Annotated in this window: 11 protein-coding genes; 6 read left to right on the forward strand and 5 right to left on the reverse strand. The window is 60.2% G+C overall.

The window, feature by feature from the left end:
- Window positions 1–100: 100 nt before the first annotated feature.
- A complete protein-coding gene (locus OUZ52_RS08675; RefSeq protein ID WP_266157992.1) occupies window positions 101–1,432 on the reverse strand; it encodes a XylR family transcriptional regulator in 1,332 nt (443 codons plus the stop codon).
- Window positions 1,433–1,607: 175 nt separating this feature from the next.
- Here OUZ52_RS08675 and OUZ52_RS23010 point away from each other — a divergent pair, with 175 nt between their 5' ends.
- The 3 genes from OUZ52_RS23010 to OUZ52_RS08685 are packed head-to-tail and all read left to right on the forward strand — an operon-like array spanning window position 1,608 to window position 4,268.
- Window positions 1,608–1,736, forward strand: a complete 129-nt coding sequence (locus tag OUZ52_RS23010; RefSeq protein ID WP_425493822.1) for a hypothetical protein — start codon at window positions 1,608–1,610, stop codon at window positions 1,734–1,736.
- Window positions 1,733–1,924, forward strand: a complete 192-nt coding sequence (locus OUZ52_RS08680; RefSeq protein WP_425493823.1) for a hypothetical protein — start codon at window positions 1,733–1,735, stop codon at window positions 1,922–1,924. The genes OUZ52_RS23010 and OUZ52_RS08680 overlap by 4 nt, the downstream gene beginning before the upstream one ends.
- 1 nt (window position 1,925) lies before the next feature.
- Complete coding sequence (locus OUZ52_RS08685) at window positions 1,926–4,268, forward strand: glycoside hydrolase family 31 protein (protein ID WP_266157993.1); 2,343 nt, start codon at window positions 1,926–1,928, stop codon at window positions 4,266–4,268.
- A gap of 106 nt (window positions 4,269–4,374) precedes the next feature.
- Here the strand turns inward: OUZ52_RS08685 and OUZ52_RS08690 are convergent, their stop codons facing one another.
- Both OUZ52_RS08690 and OUZ52_RS08695 read right to left on the reverse strand, forming a co-directional pair.
- Window positions 4,375–5,967, reverse strand: a complete 1,593-nt coding sequence (locus OUZ52_RS08690; protein ID WP_266157994.1) for a carboxylesterase/lipase family protein — start codon at window positions 5,965–5,967, stop codon at window positions 4,375–4,377.
- Between the two features lie 2 nt (window positions 5,968–5,969).
- Window positions 5,970–7,673: a glycoside hydrolase family 43 protein gene (locus OUZ52_RS08695; RefSeq protein WP_266157995.1), complete on the reverse strand. Its 1,704-nt coding sequence runs from the start codon at window positions 7,671–7,673 to the stop codon at window positions 5,970–5,972.
- A 666-nt stretch (window positions 7,674–8,339) separates the two neighbouring features.
- Here OUZ52_RS08695 and OUZ52_RS08700 point away from each other — a divergent pair.
- Entirely contained in the window at window positions 8,340–11,489 is a 3,150-nt protein-coding gene (locus tag OUZ52_RS08700; RefSeq protein ID WP_266157996.1) for an autotransporter outer membrane beta-barrel domain-containing protein, read from the forward strand.
- A gap of 276 nt (window positions 11,490–11,765) precedes the next feature.
- Here OUZ52_RS08700 and OUZ52_RS08705 read toward each other — a convergent pair whose 3' ends face one another.
- Window positions 11,766–12,656 carry a LysR family transcriptional regulator gene (locus OUZ52_RS08705; RefSeq protein ID WP_266157997.1) on the reverse strand — a complete coding sequence of 297 codons (891 nt, stop codon included), beginning with the start codon at window positions 12,654–12,656 and terminating at the stop codon, window positions 11,766–11,768.
- A gap of 42 nt (window positions 12,657–12,698) precedes the next feature.
- On the opposite strand from OUZ52_RS08705, the gene OUZ52_RS08710 reads away from it, so the two are divergent.
- Window positions 12,699–13,514: an SDR family NAD(P)-dependent oxidoreductase gene (locus tag OUZ52_RS08710; protein WP_323135328.1), complete on the forward strand. Its 816-nt coding sequence runs from the start codon at window positions 12,699–12,701 to the stop codon at window positions 13,512–13,514.
- Between the two features lie 694 nt (window positions 13,515–14,208).
- On the opposite strand, the gene OUZ52_RS08715 is transcribed toward OUZ52_RS08710, so the two are convergent.
- Window positions 14,209–15,867, reverse strand: coding sequence for a hypothetical protein (locus OUZ52_RS08715; protein ID WP_266157998.1), 1,659 nt, complete (start codon window positions 15,865–15,867; stop codon window positions 14,209–14,211).
- A 1,191-nt stretch (window positions 15,868–17,058) separates the two neighbouring features.
- Here OUZ52_RS08715 and OUZ52_RS08720 point away from each other — a divergent pair.
- On the forward strand, window positions 17,059–18,822 hold the full coding sequence (locus tag OUZ52_RS08720; RefSeq protein WP_266157999.1) for an alpha-keto acid decarboxylase family protein: 1,764 nt from the start codon (window positions 17,059–17,061) through the stop codon (window positions 18,820–18,822).
- The last annotated feature ends 18 nt before the right edge of the window (window positions 18,823–18,840 follow it).

An 18,840-nucleotide genomic window follows, 5' to 3' on the forward strand; every position in this document is an offset into this window, starting at 1 on the left:
GCATGGTACGACGCCAACAAGCATGATTGGCGGGTTGATCCGGGTCGTTTCGCGGTCTACGTGGGCGACGCTTCCGACCAGACGCCGTTGAGTGCGGACTTCATGATGGAAGGGCGACCATGATGCCTTCGTCGTCGCGGCTGCATCGATAGTCATCGGGAACAGCCACCGGATCGACCGGCGACCCGGTGGTGCTCACCAGCGCGTTCTCTACAAACTGCCGCGGCGTGCAATTGAATTCACGCCGGAACACGGCGTACATGTACTGCAGCGAGGTGAAGCCGCTGAGCACGGCCACGTCAGCCAGCGGACGTGACGTCTCCTTGAGCATGCTGCGGGCCATTTCCAATTTGTGTTCCAGAATGGTCTGGTGCACGGTGCGCCTCAGCTCCCGCTTGAAGTGCTCTTCCAGCAGGGTGCGCGAAACGCCGACGTAGTCGGCGACCTGCTCGGTCTTGATGCCGAGGCACGCGTATTGACGGATGTAGTGGCAGCCGCGCATCACATGCGGACTCTTCATCGGCCGGTGCAGGCTGCTGGCCTGGATGTTGATGCCCGCCGGTGGCACCAGGATGCGCGTCCCCGCGGCCGCACCGCCATGCAGCATCTGATGCAGCACCTGTGCGGCTGTACGGCCCATTTCCTCTGCGCCCTGGGTCACCGACGTCAGCGGGATTCGGCTCAGCAGCTGCGCCAGGGGATCGTTGTCGATGCCCGCCACGGCAATCTGCTCAGGCACCGGCACATCCGCCACCACGCAGGCCTGCAGCAGCTGACGCGCACGCGCGTCGGTCACTGCGATGATGCCGATGGGCTTGGGCAATGACTTGACCCACGCGGCCATGTCTTCCTGCGCACGGCCCCAGCCGCCTGCGCTGGTCTGCGAGCCGCGGTAAATCAGGCCCTCAAGCCGGTCCGCTTCGATCATTCGCAGGAAGGCCGATTCGCGCTCCTGGGCCCAGCGGTTGCCCGGCGTTGGTGGTAATCCATAGAAGGCGAAGCGCTGCAAGCCTTGTTCAATCAGGTGGTCATAAGCCAGGCGCACCAGCTTGACATTGTCGGTCGCCACATAAGGCGTGACAGGCGGGTACTGGCTTGAATCGGCATAAGAGCCGCCCACGGCCACCACCGGAATGGGTATGCCTGCCAGGGTCTCGGCCACCACCGGGTCATCGAAGTCGGCGATGATGCCGTCGCCGCGCCACTGGTGGATGCCAAGGGTGCGGCTGCGGAAGTCCTCTTCCATGAAGAGGTCCCACTCCACACGTGTGGATTTCAGGTACTGACCGATGCCGGCAATGATCTGCCGGTCATAAATTTTGTTCGCATTGAACAGCAGGGCGATGCGGTGTGGAGACATGGTCCGGCTGCACGTGCCGTATGGAAAGGGCCGAGGGAACCCGACGCTACCAGCTCCCACCGCACCTAGCATGACGCAACGCGACAGGGAAAAAACGTGCCGCGCTGGCAGATTTCGCAATTGCGGCGGCTACGGCCAGACTGCAGCATCCCGGCGTTGTCTGGGGTCGTACTGTCGACGCCCCGTCCGGGCGCCACCTGTCGCGGCCGGTGTCGCCACTCCACAGGCTCGGGGCCGAAACGTACGCATGAAGATCACCGTCATCACCACTTTGATCGCCAATGGCAAGCTCCGCCTGCCAGCTGGACAGGGCAGGCGCGCACTGGTGGCGGCCAACCTCTGCGTGGCCTTGTTCAATAGGTCATGGGCCCCGTGAGGTGGCTGATGCTTGGCGACATGTTTCCCCAGCAGATCCGTGGCTCGGGACTTGCCGTGGCCGGCGTCGCGCCGGGGCTAGCGGGTGGGTACGGTCTGTATGCCCTGGCGGCGGCACTCTTGGTGGTCTTCGTGCGGCGCCATGCGCAGGAGACGCGAGGCAATGAGCTACAAGAGATGGAGGGCTGAGGTGCGAAACTCGAACTTGGCGCTGCTTGGTCTGGTCTGGTCACTCGCCACGGCGGTCACCATTGTCAACGCCACACCGGCGGTTACGCTCGATCGGCATGGCGCATGGGTAAGCATCGAAGCTTATGGCCCAAATGTTGTCCATGTAACGATCGCCGCCGACAAAGCCCAGGTATTGAAGGCGCCCGGCTACGGGATTCTTGCCGAACACGCCGACCATTCGGCGTTCCATGAGGCGCACGATCCAAGCGGCGACACCTTTGCATCGCCCGAGCTGACCTTGCATGTCGACGCGGCGCCACCGCCGCACACGCCCGGCACCATGGAGCGGTACTTTGCACCGGATCTGGCACCGATCCGCCTGCAGGTGAAGAACGCCAAAGGCGCGACCGTCGTCAACATGACCAGTTGGGAGATGTCCCCGTATGAGGTGGCCGGTGAAGCTACCTATCAGGTGGGCGCCACGTTCTCGGCTGCTGCGGACGAACACTACTACGGCATGGGCCAGAATCAGGGCAGCCTTGGTCCGCTCGATCTGCGCGGTCGCGTCATCGATTGCCGGCACTGGTACGACGCACCGAGTGGGGAAACCGTCTGCGTGCCCTTCATGGTGTCGTCCAAGGGTTACGGCATCATCTGGGACAACCCATCGGATACACGATTTGTCGCCGGCATACGCGGTCGCACAAGCTTCCAGTCGAAAGTAGGGGAGCGTGTCAGTTTCTTTGTGGTGACGGGCGACACGCCCGAAGCTATCTATTCGGCCTATGCACGGGTGACGGGCAAGACGCCGATCCCGCCCAAGGCCGCCTTTGGCCTGATCCAGTCCAAGGCACGCTACGACAGCCAGGCCGAAGTGTTGCGCGTCGCGCATACCTATCGCGAAAAAAACTATCCGCTCGACGTGATGGTTGTCGACTGGTTCTATTGGACGCACATGGGTCAGCTGGACATCAACCCGGCGGAATTTCCCGACCCCGATGGCATGAACAAGCAGCTTCATGATGCGGGGGTGAAATCGATCATCTCGATCTGGCCACGTTTCGAGCGATCCGGGCGCTATTTTAGTGAGCTCGATGCCAAGGGCTATTTCCTGAAGGACAAGGACGGCAAGACGGTCGATGGCCTGCCGTTCCGTTCGGATCGCACCGGCGCGCTGATCGACTCGACCCACCCCGCTGCACGCCAGTGGTTCTGGGAGCACGCCCGCGACAACATTCTTTCGCATGGCTTCGACTATCCGTGGCTGGACGAGACCGAGCCAGATCTCGTGCCGGATGGCTACTTCTTCTCGATCGGCTCCGGCGATCGCTACCACAACGTTTTTCCGCTGTTGCACGTGGAAGGCGTTGCGCAAGGACTGCGCACATGGAAGCCTGACGAACGCGTATTGATTCTCTCCCGTGCGGCCTACCTAGGCTCGCAGCGCACCGGCGCGTTGTTCTGGTCGTCGGATATCGACCCCACCTGGGAGGCACTGCAGCGTCAGATTCCCACCGGTCTGAACATGACCGCCTCCGGCATCGCGTACTGGGGCAACGACATCGGTGGTTGGCAATACTTGCCGCAGACCACCAGCGCCACCCATGCCCCACTGCTTGATCCTTCCGATGCGCGCGACACTGTGGGGCAGAACAACGACTATCCAGAGTTGCTCACGCGTTGGTTCGAATACGGCACCTTCCTCCCGACCTTGCGTTTGCATGGCGATCGCAAGCACACGGAGATCTGGGCATTCGGTCATCAAGCCGAGGCCATCATGGCGAAGTACGACAAACTTCGTTACCGCCTGATTCCGTATATCTACAGCCAGGCCAAGAAAGCCTACGACACGGGCGCGCCCTTCATGCGACCCTTGTGGATGGATTTTCCGGACGACACCCAGGTCGCCGACCTGGGGACGGAATATATGTTCGGACCGGCCTTCCTGGTGGCCCCCATCACCAAGCAGGGGCAGGTGGATAAAGACGTCTATCTTCCTGCCGGCAGTGATTGGTACAACTTCTGGACCAACGAAAAGCTGGTTGGCGGACGCTGGGTCAAGGTAGCCGCTCCCATCGAGCAGATCCCTGTTTTTGTTCGGGCGGGCTCCATCGTGCCGCTGGGTTCGGACATTCAGTCGACGGCGTCGAAGCAGTCAGTCAGCGAGATCCGCGTTTACCCGGGTAAAGATGCCGACTTTGCGCTCTATGACGACGACGGTACGTCGTACGACTACCAGGCGGGCAAGAGCACCACGACCCTACTGCATTGGAACAATGCGTCCGGTAGCTTGAATGGCACTGGCGGCGATGCGGCCTTCAACAAGAAAGTCCCGGAACTTGCCAAGATCATGGCTAGGTAAGGTGTCGAAAGCCTGGCAACGCGGTTGCGCAAGCCAGGGCATCGCCTATATGTCGACGCTATAGTCGAGGTAACTACCGGATGGCGATAGTCATGGGCCATCGACCCTATAGGCTGCCATCTGCCTGGACGCGCCGCAGAAACTCGTAACGCGCCGTATCGCGATCAACCATGGTGTGTGTGGCCGCGCCGATGGCCTGACGCAGCAGACCGCCGCCTTGGCTCTCGGCGACCGGCCAAGGCGGAAGGCCTGGGCCATTGGGGTCGCCCGTCTTGATGAAGCGAACCCAATAGCTCTGCATGATGTTCGAGATATGGCGATCGGCCGCGGTCCAGGCATAGACCTCGTTGCTGGATAGATTGCCCAAGGCATACTCGATTTCGCCACTGTGCACCGCGCCGGTATCCGGGGCGCTGCTGCGATCGCGCTTGGATGGGCGTGCCTGAGTGAAGTAGTAGTAATACACAGGCGCTTGCCCGGTCTGCCGGTGCAGGCACATCCATTGCCACGTCGAAAGAGCGATGAACTGGTCGCTTGCGAGTGCCGTGCCGGACACCTCGACATCGGTTTCGGTCCGTCCCGGATAAAGCTTGAGGGCTTCCGTAGCATGCTTGCCGAATCGTTTTTGCATAGCTGCACGATAGTTGTCGAGCGTCGGCGGCTGACCTTCGAACAAGCTTGTGTAACTAGCCTCTTGCGAATTCGTGCCGAGCAGCAGAGGAATATGTGCCTGCGCGCCCGCCTCGAAGATCGCCTTGGGTGGGCGGGGCAGGAAGTAGCCGTCGGCGGTAGGCCGGAACCCGGGCACGTCGTTCTTTCCCGCCGCGTCGAGCAGCGCCTGCGCGCTCATGGCGCGCAACTGACCCAGCGAACGTGCTCCCACCCGCCGACCAAACCCCTCGCCTTCAGCCGCCGCTTGCGCGAGTGGCTTTGGATCGAAGTTGCCGAGCATGGCGCCGCTTTCGCCTATCGCCCGATGCATCAAGCCCTTCGACAACGGAGAAGCCATTTGCGCCGACACCGACATGGAGCCTGCCGACTCGCCGCCGATCGTGACCTGATCCGGATCGCCGCCGAACGCGGCGATGTTGCGCTGAACCCATTGCAACGCAGCACGCTGGTCGAGCAATCCATAGTTGCCGGCGGCGTGCTCGCTCGACTCGGCAACCAGGGCCGGGGATGCCAGGAAGCCGAATACGTCCAATCGATAGTTCACCGTGATCGTCACGATACCTTGCCGCGCCAGACTGGCGCCGTCGTATCGCGGTTCTGAGCCGTCGCCAGCGATGAATCCTCCGCCATAGAAGTACACCAGCACAGGCAACTTGGCATGCGGGTCGTTCGCAGGCGTCCAGACGTTGAGATACAGACAATCTTCACTCATGCCGTCGGAACGAAACACCATGTCGCTGTACACAGGGCGTTGCATGCATCGTGGGCCGAAGTGATCGGCTCGTCGCACATCCGTCCACGCCGCCACCGGCTGTGGTGACTTCCATCGCAACGACCCCACGGGCGGCGCGGCATACGGAATGCCTTTGAATTCGTTCAAGCCAGTTTTTACATCGCGAACCCCTGACAAGCGACCAGTGGCCACGTTCGCTATGGGCGTCGGTGCGAAAGCCAGGACGGGAAGATGGGTCAGGGCGATGGTCAGCCCAAGGAGGATGCCATGACGACATACGAGGGCAGGGGGCATCCTCAGTCCTTAGCTTGCTGTGCGGCCGCGGTCACCCCTGAGCCAGTTGCCGGTTTATAGGCATAGGGGCCGAACGTCACACCGGTAAAACCACCGGCGCTTGCGGTGCTTAGCAAGCTGGCGTCCAGCCCCCGTCCGAGCGGGTGCCAGTCGTCCGCCTTCAGGGCGTAGAAGACATCAAGGCGCGGACCATCCAACTCGAAACGCAGCGAGACCAACGTGGTGTTGCCGGGGAGGGCAAGGCGAGCGAAGACTACGCCGGTCGCCGGGGCGTCCTTGCCCGCGCGCATGGACAACACGAGTGAGCGGCCCGATCCGTCATTCGTCAGTGCGGCGGTATAGAAGTGTGTTTCGTTCTGAAATAGCGCGAGCCCTGCCTGTTCGTTCGGCTCCATTCTGTGAATATCGAACGTTGCGCTAATGCGCGCTTTACGGTGTTGTAGGCGATGCGCCAGGTAAGCCGGCTGACCCGATTTGTAGTCGCCCAGCGGCGTCGTCGATGGCTCGATGTGGAGTCCATCGGCGCCTGTGACATACCAAGGACTGTGCGGAGCGTTGATCGTCATCCATTGCATCGGCAGCGTCGGCCCATGGAAGTGCTCACTCCAGTGGAAGGGACCATTCATGGGCATCGTTGCGGGATCGCGAGGCAGTGCTGGACGTTTCGCCACGAGAGGGACGCGCTCGCCATGCGGCAGAACGACGGGCCAGTCGTCTTGCCAGGTGACCGGCAACAAGAAGGTTTCGCGGCCGAGGTTGTATTGATTCCCACGATAGGGCCGGGTGGCCAGGAACACCGCCCACCAGGAGCCGTCCTTCAGCTCGATAAGCTGGGCATGCCCCGCTGAGGTCACTGGATGCGTGTAATCGGTAGGCAGGTCGCGCTGCGTCAATATCGGATTGCCGGCCCACGCCTCGTAGGGGCCTGTGATCTGGCGACTGCGATAAATCATCTGGGCATGCTGTTCGCCCGTGCCGCCCTCGGCCGCTGTTAGGTAGTAGTAGTCATGGTTCCGGAACAGGTGCGGGCCTTCGATGTGTTCGGGATGGGTTGCGGGATCGGCGCCGGCGTCCACGATCACGTTGCGCGGCCCGATCAGCTTCATTGAAGCGACGTCGAATTGCTGGATCCAGATCGCGCGATGCCCCTGGTAGCGAAGCTTGCCTTCAGGCAAACCGTTATTCACGAGCCAGGCGCTGCCGTCCTGGTCGAAGAACAGCGATGGATCGATGCCTTCGAACCCCAGCCAAACAGGATTCGACCATGGTCCTGCGGGATCTTTTGCGGTGATGACGTAGTTGCCACCATCACAATAGAAGCAGGTGTTGGTGATGTAGAACGTACCGTCGTGATGGCTGATCGAGGCCGCGAACAGGCCGCGGGTCAATTCGTTGCGGCCGTAGTCGATCTGGCTGGGGCGGTCGATCGCGTTACCGACCTGCGTCCAAGTCACCAGGTCGCGGCTGTGAAAAACAGGAAGACCCGGGAAATAGCCGAACGAGGAGTTGACCAGGTAGAAGTCGTCACCGACCCGGATCGCCGACGGGTCGGGATAAAAGCCGGCCAGTACCGGATTGCGATACTGAGTGCGCGAAAGAGCCGGGCCATCATCGTCGCCGCGATAGCTGAGTTCTTTGACGACTACAGAGGTATGCGCCATGGAGCAGGCAAGCCAACCCATCACGCCAAGCAAGAGACGCTTCATTTCCTACCCTACGATCACCCAGAAACAGGAAGCCTTGCACGTGGCGAATCGTCTGAACATGCCGAAATGCTTCAGATGGATTTTCGATTTTTGTGATCCGGATCAAACGATGCCATAGGTCGATGGAATCGTTTGGCCAGCATGACGAAGTTCAGCGCCTTGCGCGCCTCTCGCCTCAGCTTATTTCAGATATTCATCATCGCGATTATGGTTTTTCAGCGGCATGTGCGCTCCCTCACGCCGCCGAAGTAACCCCCATGATTCGAATCGCGTCCGCCGCTATCTTGCAACGGCGATGCGCACTACTAAGCATGCATCGAGGATGTGTCGACCGCGCTCAACAGGGGGCGTGCCGCTCGCCCGCAAGGGTATGCGTCGGCAGCGATAAACGCGGCATCCAAGCGGTGCCGTCTGCGATCAACAACGCCAAGGGTCGGCCCTCCGGGTCGGCCAAGGGGGCGCTTAATCTCGATGGGTGGGACGATGGATGGAGCAGGTATGAGTCGGCGGCGGAGCAGTATGCCGGGCAGGGAGCTTTGGCTCTTTTACCGGCAGTCGCCCGCGCTATTTGAGGGGCTTCCCGAGGCGTGGCGGCAATCCATTTACGAGAACTATGTGACCGAGCAGGCGCGGGCTGTGGCCAGTCGAAAGCGATTGCTGCTGTCGATGTCCATCTTTACGGTGCTTGCGGCCGCCACGGTATCCAAGGCGGCTTTGGCGACGCAGTACGACAAGCCCATTACGGGCTCGACAGATACGGATGGGAACTACAACACTCGCCTCGACGCTGCCGGCAACCTGGTCTACACCCTCGCGTCCGGCGACAGCATCGCTGTCGACACCGCCCAGGACAACGCGAATGGCGTGCTGCTGGACAGCAACAGCCACCCGACGGTCCTGCAGGTTGCGGCTGACGGCAAAGGCACACTCGATGTGTCGGCGCACAGAAACAGCACGGACACGTGGGGCACTGCTTACGGCGTGGATGTGGAAGCGGGTGGCCGACTCACGGTGAACGGGGCCACCTCAGTGCACGCTCAGGCGGACGCCGCCGTGCACTGGGTGACCGATCACAACGAAGGCGGTTCCGGAGCGCAAGGCGTGCGTGTGCTCCAGGGCACCGCCACCTTCAATGGCGACCTTGCGGTAGACGTCTCGACCCCCGCCTATAGCCAGGGGTTGTGGATTTACCAGGGCAATCTCACGGTCAACGGCAAGACGACGATTGTCTCGAAGGGCCGTGGCGCCAACACCGCCGGTATCTATAACTCCGGCGGCGGACGCGGCAATGTCGTTTTCAACGGCGACGTTGACGTCACCGGCTACGGCATCTGGCCTAGCGACAATGTTCACGGGATTTATAACGACAACCTCAACACCAAGCTTGCCATCAACGGCGACGCCACCATCACGGCTACCTCCAATGGCTCGACGGTGATGGGTGTCCGCAACCAGGGCAATCTCGCCATCGCCGGCAATGCTACGGTCACCGCCACCGGGCCGCGCTCGGCCTTCGGTATCGACAATACCCACCGCACTTCGCGCTTCTACGTCGGCGGTGACCTTACGGTGTCGGTGACCAACGGGACCGGCTACACGCCGTTCGGTTTGCCCACCGCGCTGAGCAACATGTACGGTCTGGGTAGCTCCATGACCCTGGCCGGCGCCTTGGACGCCCGAGTCACCGGCGTCACCGAAAGCTATGCGATCAACAATAGCGGCGTGATGTCTTTCACCAGCGTCGTCAAACCCATCGTGCTGCGGGCAAACGTCAACTGCTCAGCTTGCGACGGCTACGGTATCGCAAACAACGGCGGCAGCATCAGGATGGCTGGTGGGCTCGATGTGGCCGTGACGAACAACGGCAGCGGGCATCGTTACGCGATCTGGAATGCCGCTGTGGATGGGCAGAACGCGTTGCTGGATGTCGATCCGCTCGGTGGATCGCTGATAGATGTGGATGGCGACGTGGTGACGCGCAACCTCACCAACGCCAGCAACACCTTGTACACCGGCACCACCCGGCTGAATTTTGACGGCGGCTCGTCGTTTCTCAAAGGCCTGGTACTCGGCGGTGCCGGCAACGCAGGCACGGCGACCTACAGCGCGGGCATCCCCGTACTGTCCTTCGCCAACGGCGCTCGCTGGATACCGGCCGGCAGCGGCACGCTGGATACCGACTTCGGCAAAGGCAGCCTGACCATCGGTGCAAGCGGTGTCATCGATCTGGCGGCAAGCTGGGGTGCGTTCGCGCCCGACAGCGTGCCCGCACACAGTTTTCGCACCTTGCACATCGACAGCAGTACGGGCGGCGCCTCGGTGAACCTCGCCGATGGCGCCTCCTTTACGTTGCTCAGCGATATTCGTCATGCGCAGGCGGACAAGGTGATCCTCGGCAGCGGCATCGGCTCGTTCGCGACCCAGGGCATACAGAAAGTGCGCATCGCTTATGACCCGGTGCTGGATGACACCTCCTGGGTCAACGCTTTGACCTTGAAGAACGGCACGGCTATTGCCGCCGCTCAGCCGATCGCCATCGTAGACGTTAGCGCGGCGGCCAGGGGCACGGCAGCGTTTCAGGCCGCCGCAGGACTGGCCGGGCAGTGGAGTACGGCGTATGAGAATGCGCTGGTGCGTTTCTCTTATGTGCCGCGTGTGCAGACCAGCGCGGATAGCAAGCAGATATGGCTCACCGGCATCGATATTCTCGGCGCAGCCTCGAATACCGGCGGAAGCGCCCCGCCGCCGGCCTCATCGGGCAGTGGTAGCCCCGGCGCGACTGCGCCGTCTTCGAACGGCAACACCGGCACGGACACCCAGACGGGCAGCCTCGGCGGCGTGACGCCCACGCCCATCGTGCCCTCTGCTGGCAGGTTGGCCATCGCACCTTCCACGGGTGTACTGGTCGCGGGCGACGCGGCGCTGGCGATGTCCAACCTCTGGCAAGTCGACGAACATGCGATCTCTCGCCGCAGCGAAGCCTTGCGCGCAGGCGACACGCCGGGCGAATCCACATGCTGGGCCGACGTGGATGGTGGTCACCTGAAAGGTGACGGCAGCAACGGACGCAGCTACCGCCAAAATGTCGCGAGCGCCTCGGCGGGCACGGAGTGGAGTGCGGATTTCGATGACGGACGAAGGACGGTCGGCCTGATCTACACGCACACGCAATCTCGTGCGGATCTGCAGAATGGTGCCGCCGATCTGCGCGGCAACGCGGTAGGGCTTTATGGAATATGGAACGCTGCCCATGGCATGTTCGTCGACGCTGTAGCTCGCGTAGGTCGTTTGAGCGATAGCTACACCGCGCGAGATGCGCTGGGCATGGCCTCTGGCAGCTACCACGCGCGCGCCGCCAGCGTGACTGTGCGCACGGGCCAGCGTTTCCAGGGCGAACGCGGTGGCTACATCGAACCGCAAGTGCAAGCCGCATACGGTTCTATCGGCCGCAGTGCCTACTCCGCCAGCAACCGTGTACGCGTTGACGTGCACAGCAACAGCATGTTCCTGGCGCGCGCTGGCGTATTGTTCGGCAAGACGCTCTTCCTATCACCGGCTCTTGCCGGCGATGTGTATGCGCGCGTATCGGTCGTGCACATGGTAGGCGATCGGCCCGATGTCACCGCCTCGCTCGACGGCGGCTCGGTGCCCGTGGTGTTGCCGACGCGTCACGCAACGACGGGCGAGGCGATCGCCGGTATGCGAATAGCGATCGCGGAATCCTGGAGCGCGTTTGCCGAAGCAGGGCGCGTGTCCCGCACCGACGCGATGGCTGGCGGATGGCTGGCCTCGGCGGGATTCCGGGTAAGTTTCTAAGCGGGCGCAAACGTGGCTAAACCGCGTCAGCAAATGTCGCATCTCGTAAGCGCCACTCGCAAAGCGGATTCTCAAGGCGACACGGCGTCGATGCGGACTTCCGGCGACGCCAGGCCGGGCACGTCGACGCGTACGGTGACGGGCCCGGCTGCTGTCGTCGGAAGATGGCCGCAACCTCGATGCGAACCTTGGCTGGACGGTGCTCGCGCCGTTCGTCACGGCAATCATTCCGGAAAGTTGAGCTGGCCTGCCAGCCATCCGACATGTTCCTCTACGTCACGAAGCCTTTTTGCAAATGGCAAAGATGGTATCGCGCAGCCACCGATGGGCGGGATCAGCATGGAGGCGGGGATGCCAAATGGCCGACACCTTGATCTCGGGCGTCCGTACCGGGAGTTCAAAGTGCTGAACGCCCGCGCCGCTCAAGAATGCACTACCAAGATATGAATGCGGAACGAGTCCGAGAAGATCCGAATGGCGGGCGATCTGCAACGCGTTTGCATAGCTGGGTACGACCATGGCAATGGTCCTGCGCAAGCCCAGTTGGCCTAACGCATCATCTACCGGACCGGAGAACTGCCGTTTGCGCGACACCACCACGTGCTGATAGCCGGCATAGCGTTTCGCAGTCACCCTTGTCAAAAGAGGGTGACCGGCTCGACAAATGCCTACGAACCGATCACGAAACAGCAGCCGCGCCTTCAACTCCGGTGCGGTGGCTCCTCCGAGTACCCCGACCTCCAGGTCAATCATGCCTTCCCGAAGTGGCCGTGCATCCTTGTCAGGCTTCGATACGAACCGGATACGAACGTGCGGTGCGGTTTGAGAGATCGCCGTCATGAGCGATGCGCCAACCAGTTCGACGAAGCCGTCATTCGCACGAATCGTGAACGTACGCTCCAGTGCGGCAACGTCCAGGGTGCCGCTGGCGGGTTGAAGCACGGCTCTGGCGGTACTGGCAAGTTCGTGAACTTGCTCGCTGAGCTTCTCGGCATACGGCGTCGGAACCAGCGTCCGTCCCGCCAGCACGAGCAGTTGATCTCCGGTCGCTATGCGCAGTCTCGAAAGCGTCCTGCTCATGGCAGATGGGCTCAGGCCGAGTCGCTGCGCTGCCTTGGTCACACTGCATTCGGTGAGCAAGACATCCAGCGCGGTGAGTAGATTCAAGTCTACGTCTTGCATGTCGAGTCGCCCACTCTGCATTGAGCATTGGTTGATTTCGATGCAATCGATGATTGCATCCCACGCGTCTGGTGCAATGAATCTTCCTCCACCAAGATCAAGGCTGTCCAATCTCGAAGCATCTTTATGAGCCGCTCAAGCAGCGATAAAGCGCCTGCCATTCTGATCATCGGAGCATCGCGTGGCCTCGGGCACGCGATGGCCGCTGAACTCTTGAACCAGGGGTGGAGCGTCGTCGGCACCACGCGTCCGCTCGAAGGCCGGACCCAACTGCATGACTTGGCCGATGAGAGCCAGGGCCGCCTCCAGGTCGAGACCGTCGACATTTGCGAGCCGGAGCAGATCGCGGCACTTCGCGCCCACTTGTCGGGCCGGGTATTCGACATCCTGTTCGTGAACGCTGGCGTCGCTAATGCGAATCCGAATGACACCATCGCTGAAGTATCCACCGAGGAATTCATTCGCGTGATGGTCACCAATGCACTGGGGCCTATGCGTAGCGTCGAGGCGTTGCAGGATCTTGTCCCTCCCGATGGCCTCATCGGTGTCATGTCGTCGGGACAGGGCAGCATCGCCAGCAATACTAGCGGTGGGTTTGAAGTCTATCGCGGCAGCAAGTCTGCCTTGAATCAGTACATGCGCAGCTACGCTGCTCGCCATGCAGGTGGGCCACGCGCCTTAGTGCTGATGGCTCCGGGCTGGATTCGTACGGCACTGGGCGGCCCGCATGCACCGTTCGGTCTTGAGGAAACCATTCCGGACATAGTGAATACGCTGCTCTCGAAGCGGGGAAGACCTGGCCTGGAGTACCTCGACCGCATGGGCCGCACGGTCCCGTGGTGATAGAGGCTTGGCCATGAAACCGACCAGCATTGATGCGCAGTGTCTGACCGCGGGAATTCGCGATGCCTGGAGTGCCCTTGGCCTGGATGCGACCGATCCGAGCGCGGCGTTTCATGCCGGCGCGATTTAATGAAATGCAGGATCGGCCACCCCTGAAGACGCCGGTCGGTAAAGCGGCGGGGACTATCGCGGCTAGCGTTGCTCGCCCTTATGTCGTGGTGATTTTCCTCTGCCAGAGGATTGAGGGCAGGGCGTAGGTCAGGTGATTAGGACACGTTATCGAGGGTGGAGGGCATCGCCGAGACTTCGTGGTCAGCGTGCCCAATGTCAAGCCGATGGTCGACATCGCGTAGATCCACATCGTCAAGAGCTCGCGATAGCCACGCATAGGCATTGCTTCTTTAACTCTGCGGTTCTTGCGGCTCGCTAGGCAATGGTCCGAACGACGCCGCGCACCGATTTTTTCGCAAAGGTCATACCGCAGCGAGTTTAGCCTCCGAGCTAAGGAAGAATGTTGAACGATGGCGCGACTTCGGTATCAGCCAAGCGGACTTCCTGGTGATCACGCAAGCCATGAAAGCGCAAGAGGCAGAGCACCAACACGGCCCAGCCTCTTGAATCTCAGGGGTACTGCTCGCTCGAAGACGAAGCGGATTCTCGATGCAGCGGCGTGCACCGAGAATCCGCAAGCGGTTCAATGACCGGACGATTTATCCGATTTCGCCTTTTGCGAGAACAACCAAGAGAAATCCCCCGTTAGCTGTCCGCTCGTCTTCGTTGGCGTGGTGTATAGCCCGGCAGAGGAATGACAGCCCATGCAGCTCTCGGTAGCGAACACGGCGGTGGTGTCTGAAACTTGGCCGTGAGCCTGGTTCTCGGTAAGCCATTTCGCGGGTGGACAGGAGACGCCCTCTTCTTGATGGCAGGCGGGCTGAACGCCAACCTGGAAGTAGGTTTCCATCGTGACGTTGGTCAAGAACACTGGCGTCGGATTGCCGCCGGGCTTGTTCTCGATCGCGCCTGGCAGGCCTGCCTCGGGCTTTGTCGGTGGCGCGGTTGGATCGGTCGGCCATTGCGAATCGATAAGCTGGTAGTAGCGCAGTGCGGTCCCTGCGTTTTCCAGGGAGGCCTCAGCCGCACCGTTCAGCGCGATCTTGTCAGCGGGAATCGGTGCTGCGCGTGCGACCTGCGTCGGTGGTGTCGTTGCCCAGTTGCCGTTGTTGTCCTGGCTTGGCGCCTGGTTAGGAACGCAGGCCGGGCAATCCGGATCGAAGAACGACGGCTTCAGTCCAGGATGAGCCACGTTGTCCATCGACAGGTTATCCACCTGTTCAAAAGTAGACCAGATCCATTGCGGCGAGCTCGCCGACTTATGCCCAATATGCATGCCTACTAACCCAACCTGTACCTGGCATTCGTCGTGAGTGGGTGTCGTCTTATCCGGACACTTACCGTTTACCGGTGGCACGATGGCATCGGACCAGAGGTAGCGGGTACGGTCGTCGGCACGCGTCAGCACGCGCCAAGCGAACTTCAGTTCCCAGGAGCCGCTGCCGTCGCGGCTGTCTATGCCGCTGGGCAAGTCAGCCTTGGTGTGCGGATTGCCGCCGGTAAAGGCGACCTGGCCCTGGATGTTGTACAGCTTGTGCTTGCAGATGTAGTTCACTTCATCTGGATTGATCTGGATTTCGTAGAAGACGTAATTGCCGTTCTGGTCGATCAGCGGGGCCGTGAATGCCTGCATGATGTCACTCAGTGAAGCGGGCGCCGCCCCCTTGGCAGCGGCCTTGGTCACCGGGCTACGGTCACCTACGGCTGAGATGTTGCCTAGCAGCCGAATACGCCGTTTATCGAACGTGCTGGGTAGCGCGAAGGGTTTGAGGTCGCGTGCTACAGCCAGGTTGGTATCGCGGGTGAGCGACAGTTGAGCGTTTTGCATCTGGCACGCCGATGGCACGCCTCCGTCCTCGCGGAAAATGTTGGTGCTTTCGTGCCACGTGGTCCACATGGGCGGCCCAAATGTCGTATCGCTGATGCTCGGGGCGAACTGTCCCTGGTTATTCATCGGCCAGTTCAAGGAAAGAAAGGCTTGCCACGACCAGAGGTCGAACAGGCGCTGCACGCGTGGAAATTCCTTCGTGCTTATGAGCTTTTTCTTTAGCGCTACGTCAACGTCGCCTGGCAACTGAGTCGATAGGGACGGATTGAAGTTGGGGAAGTTGTTGAGGTACTGCGGGGTCTGAGACACGGCCGCCGAAGGTGCGGCGGACAGCGTGCGCAGGGTGAAGGAAGATATCGTCGCGGCGGCAACGATTGCCACGGCAAGGGCGGACAGCCAGGGCTTTACGGACATAAGCAGATCTCCTTGATCAGGTAGCGGAATGCAACTCGCCAAGACGCTTGCGGAACGCGAAAACGTTGAAACATAGCAACAACGACCACGCGCGATGGTCCAGCCAACTGGCTTAGAAATGAGGCGATCCATGCTTACCTTTCTGAAACATCCTGTGCCGAAATCCAGGCAGTATGTTGCTTTTATAAGTGGCCTCAAGGCGCTTTCGTGGTCTATGCCACATAATGGATCCCTGAGGGCTATCCCAAAGGTTTCTTAATCATAGCCAAGCCTCCACGAGCCAAAAGCATGGCGTGGCATTAACGAATTCGGCGCGTGACCAATGACGCTATCGCCAGGGATGGCGATGAGTAGTCATCTGGTATATCTAAATCTGGATCCCCGTATATCGATTATAACTGTGAATCTAAACATGTGAAGATTATGTCAAGGGCTTAGGTCGTATGGGAAGTCAAAGACTCACCTTTTCGATGACATCATAAACAGTAGGAAAAACATCCATATAAGTAGCAATTTTTCAATCAAGACAGGTGTGATGAAGGCGTGTGGCGAAATAACTTTCGCTGGCTCTCGGTGATTTTTGATGAGTAAAAAATTTGTGCGGGAGTTGTTATGGGGTGTGGCTGTTGAGGGGTTGTTGTTATCACAAGCTGCGCGCCCGATAAAATGCTTACATGGTCGACGTCACATAAGAAAAATCAGTTAATCACTGAGCGGATGCCTTCGAAAGATAATGCCTTGGGTTGAAATGTATTTATTGGATACGTTTATCGATAAACTATCCACGTGGGCCTGGTCAACGGTGTAACCACACAAAATGCGTTGGCATCCCATGTCCGGCATCACATTCGCTCCGCCCATGGCGCGGATTAATCCGGGTTTTCACGGGAGTTCAGGGGGATTATGAAGCTAAGAATAAAGCATCTCTTGTCTTAGACATGTTCCAGCACGTGCCTTTTTTCTATGCGTAATCTCCGCGTAGACGGTTAGCTTTTGTCCGCTGAGGTGGCTTGCCACGCTTATGCAAAACGTGGGATATCCGCCCAACCTCAAGCGTTGGTCATCTGACGCACGACAGATACAACGAGCGCACCTTTTGCCGAGCAATTTCATTCATTAAAGGAGTGATGCGATGGCGTTCAAGATACTCAGTTTTGACGATAGCGGGCTACGCGAATCATGGGGGTCGTCATGACAAACATCCTCTCGAAGAGGGCGCTTATCGCCTCCGCTCCGCCCGTGGCCACCGACTTTACCGTTGCCGACTATCTGCTGACCCGACTTAAACAGCTTAACGTCACCGACGTTTTCCAGATTCCTGGCGATTACGTGAAACAGTTCACCCAGGCGTTGGAGCATTTCGACGGCGTCAACACGATCGGCGCGATCAACGAACTGGACGCCGCTTACGCCGCCGATGCGTACGCGCGCTGTCGCGGCCTTGCGGCGGTTTCGCTGCAATTCGGCGTGAGCACCTACAGTGCGCTCAACGCTGTTGCAGGTGCCTGGGTTGAGCGCAGCCCGATCGTGGTGATTAGCGCCACGCCCGGTGCCGACATGCGCAATATCACCGACATGTACGACGTGCTGTTCCACCATTCCACTGGCGACCTCGACTCGGACCGTAAGATCTACGAGAACGTCACTGTTAAAGCGATCACGCTCAGCACCAATGTCGGGGCCGCCGAGCAGATTGACGAATTGCTGGTGGATGCGATCACCGATCGGCGTCCCGTATATATCGCCTGTTACAAGGAAGTGTGGGGCCAGTCCTGTCCACGTCCATCGAACACGCCGCTCAAGCCGCGCGTCACTCACAGCCCGGAGCTTGCGCTTAACGATGCGGTGAATCAGGCCTGGGCGCAGATCACGGCGGCAAAGCAGCCGCTGATTCTCGCCGGCGTGGAGATCCTGCGTTTTGGCTTGTCCCATTTGCTGCAGCAGATCATCGACGCCAGCGGCTTTCTCTACACCACGACGTCGCTCGGCAAGAGCGTGCTGGACGAGCGGGGTGACAAGTTTATCGGTACCTACTCCGATGCCGCGTCGATTCAATCGGTGCGAGATATCGTAGAGGCCGCCGATTGCGTGTTGACCTTGGGCGCCATCATCACCGATGACTACCTCGCGCTCATCGAAACCAAGTACGCCGACATGGTGTTGGCCGATACCGCCGGCGTCCGCGCTGGCTATTTCAAGTACGGCGATGTCACCCTGCAGGATTTCATGCAAGCCTTGCTGGCGAAGTTCAAGGCGAGCAAAAGTGGCTATCCGATCCATGCCAAAGCGCCACCCCAGCCGAAATATCCGGAGCCGTGGGCGAGCAATTCCGACCCGGTTTACGACGACCAGCCACAAGTCATCACCTATAACCGGTTCTTCGCGCACACGATGAAGTTTCTGCAGGACGAGAATCTGCTGAAAGACATCGTAATGACCTATGGCGTGAGTTCGGCGATGTACGTTGCCACTAATTGCTACGGCCTGTCGCAGGGCAGCTTCATTGCTTCAGCGGCGTGGCAATGCATCGGCTTCGAGACCGGTGCTGCATCAGGCGCGCAGTTGGGTAGCGGCAAACGCGCGTGGACGGTCGCTGGCGACGGTGGCTTCATGATGGTCTGCCAGTCGTTGTCCACGCTGGCACGCAATCAGCTCAACGCGGTCATCTTCGTGATGAGCAACCAGGTCTACGCCATCGAGCAGGTGTACGTGGACATGACGGCATTCGAGCCCGGTCCGACGCACACCTTCGATACCTTCGACATCCTGCCTAAGTGGGATTACCTCGCGTTGGCGAAGGCGTTCGGTGCGGAAGGCATCCGGGTGGAGACGGTCGATGAGTTGAAAGCCGCCTTGCCCCGCATTGCAGGGATCAAGAACAAACCTGTTCTAGTCGAAGTGGTCATTCCGCAAAAGGATCTGCCTGGCCAGATGCATCGCCTCGGCAGCGAATAAGGCGTCCATTCTCATTTT

Origin of the sequence: Dyella silvatica, from assembly GCF_026283955.1 — a bacterium.
GTDB classification, from domain to species: domain Bacteria; phylum Pseudomonadota; class Gammaproteobacteria; order Xanthomonadales; family Rhodanobacteraceae; genus Dyella_C; species Dyella_C silvatica.

What these genes read in the sequence shown, in the direction of transcription:
- OUZ52_RS23010 (WP_425493822.1), top strand. Translation starts at nt 1,608, where the DNA reads ATGAAGATCACCGTCATCACCACTTTGATCGCCAATGGCAAGCTCCGC.
- OUZ52_RS08675 (WP_266157992.1), bottom strand. Translation starts at nt 1,432, where the DNA reads ATGCTAGGTGCGGTGGGAGCTGGTAGCGTCGGGTTCCCTCGGCCCTTT.
- OUZ52_RS08715 (WP_266157998.1), bottom strand. Translation starts at nt 15,867, where the DNA reads ATGTCCGTAAAGCCCTGGCTGTCCGCCCTTGCCGTGGCAATCGTTGCC.
- OUZ52_RS08695 (WP_266157995.1), bottom strand. Translation starts at nt 7,673, where the DNA reads ATGAAGCGTCTCTTGCTTGGCGTGATGGGTTGGCTTGCCTGCTCCATG.
- OUZ52_RS08700 (WP_266157996.1), top strand. Translation starts at nt 8,340, where the DNA reads ATGTCCATCTTTACGGTGCTTGCGGCCGCCACGGTATCCAAGGCGGCT.
- OUZ52_RS08690 (WP_266157994.1), bottom strand. Translation starts at nt 5,967, where the DNA reads ATGCCCCCTGCCCTCGTATGTCGTCATGGCATCCTCCTTGGGCTGACC.
- OUZ52_RS08720 (WP_266157999.1), top strand. Translation starts at nt 17,059, where the DNA reads ATGACAAACATCCTCTCGAAGAGGGCGCTTATCGCCTCCGCTCCGCCC.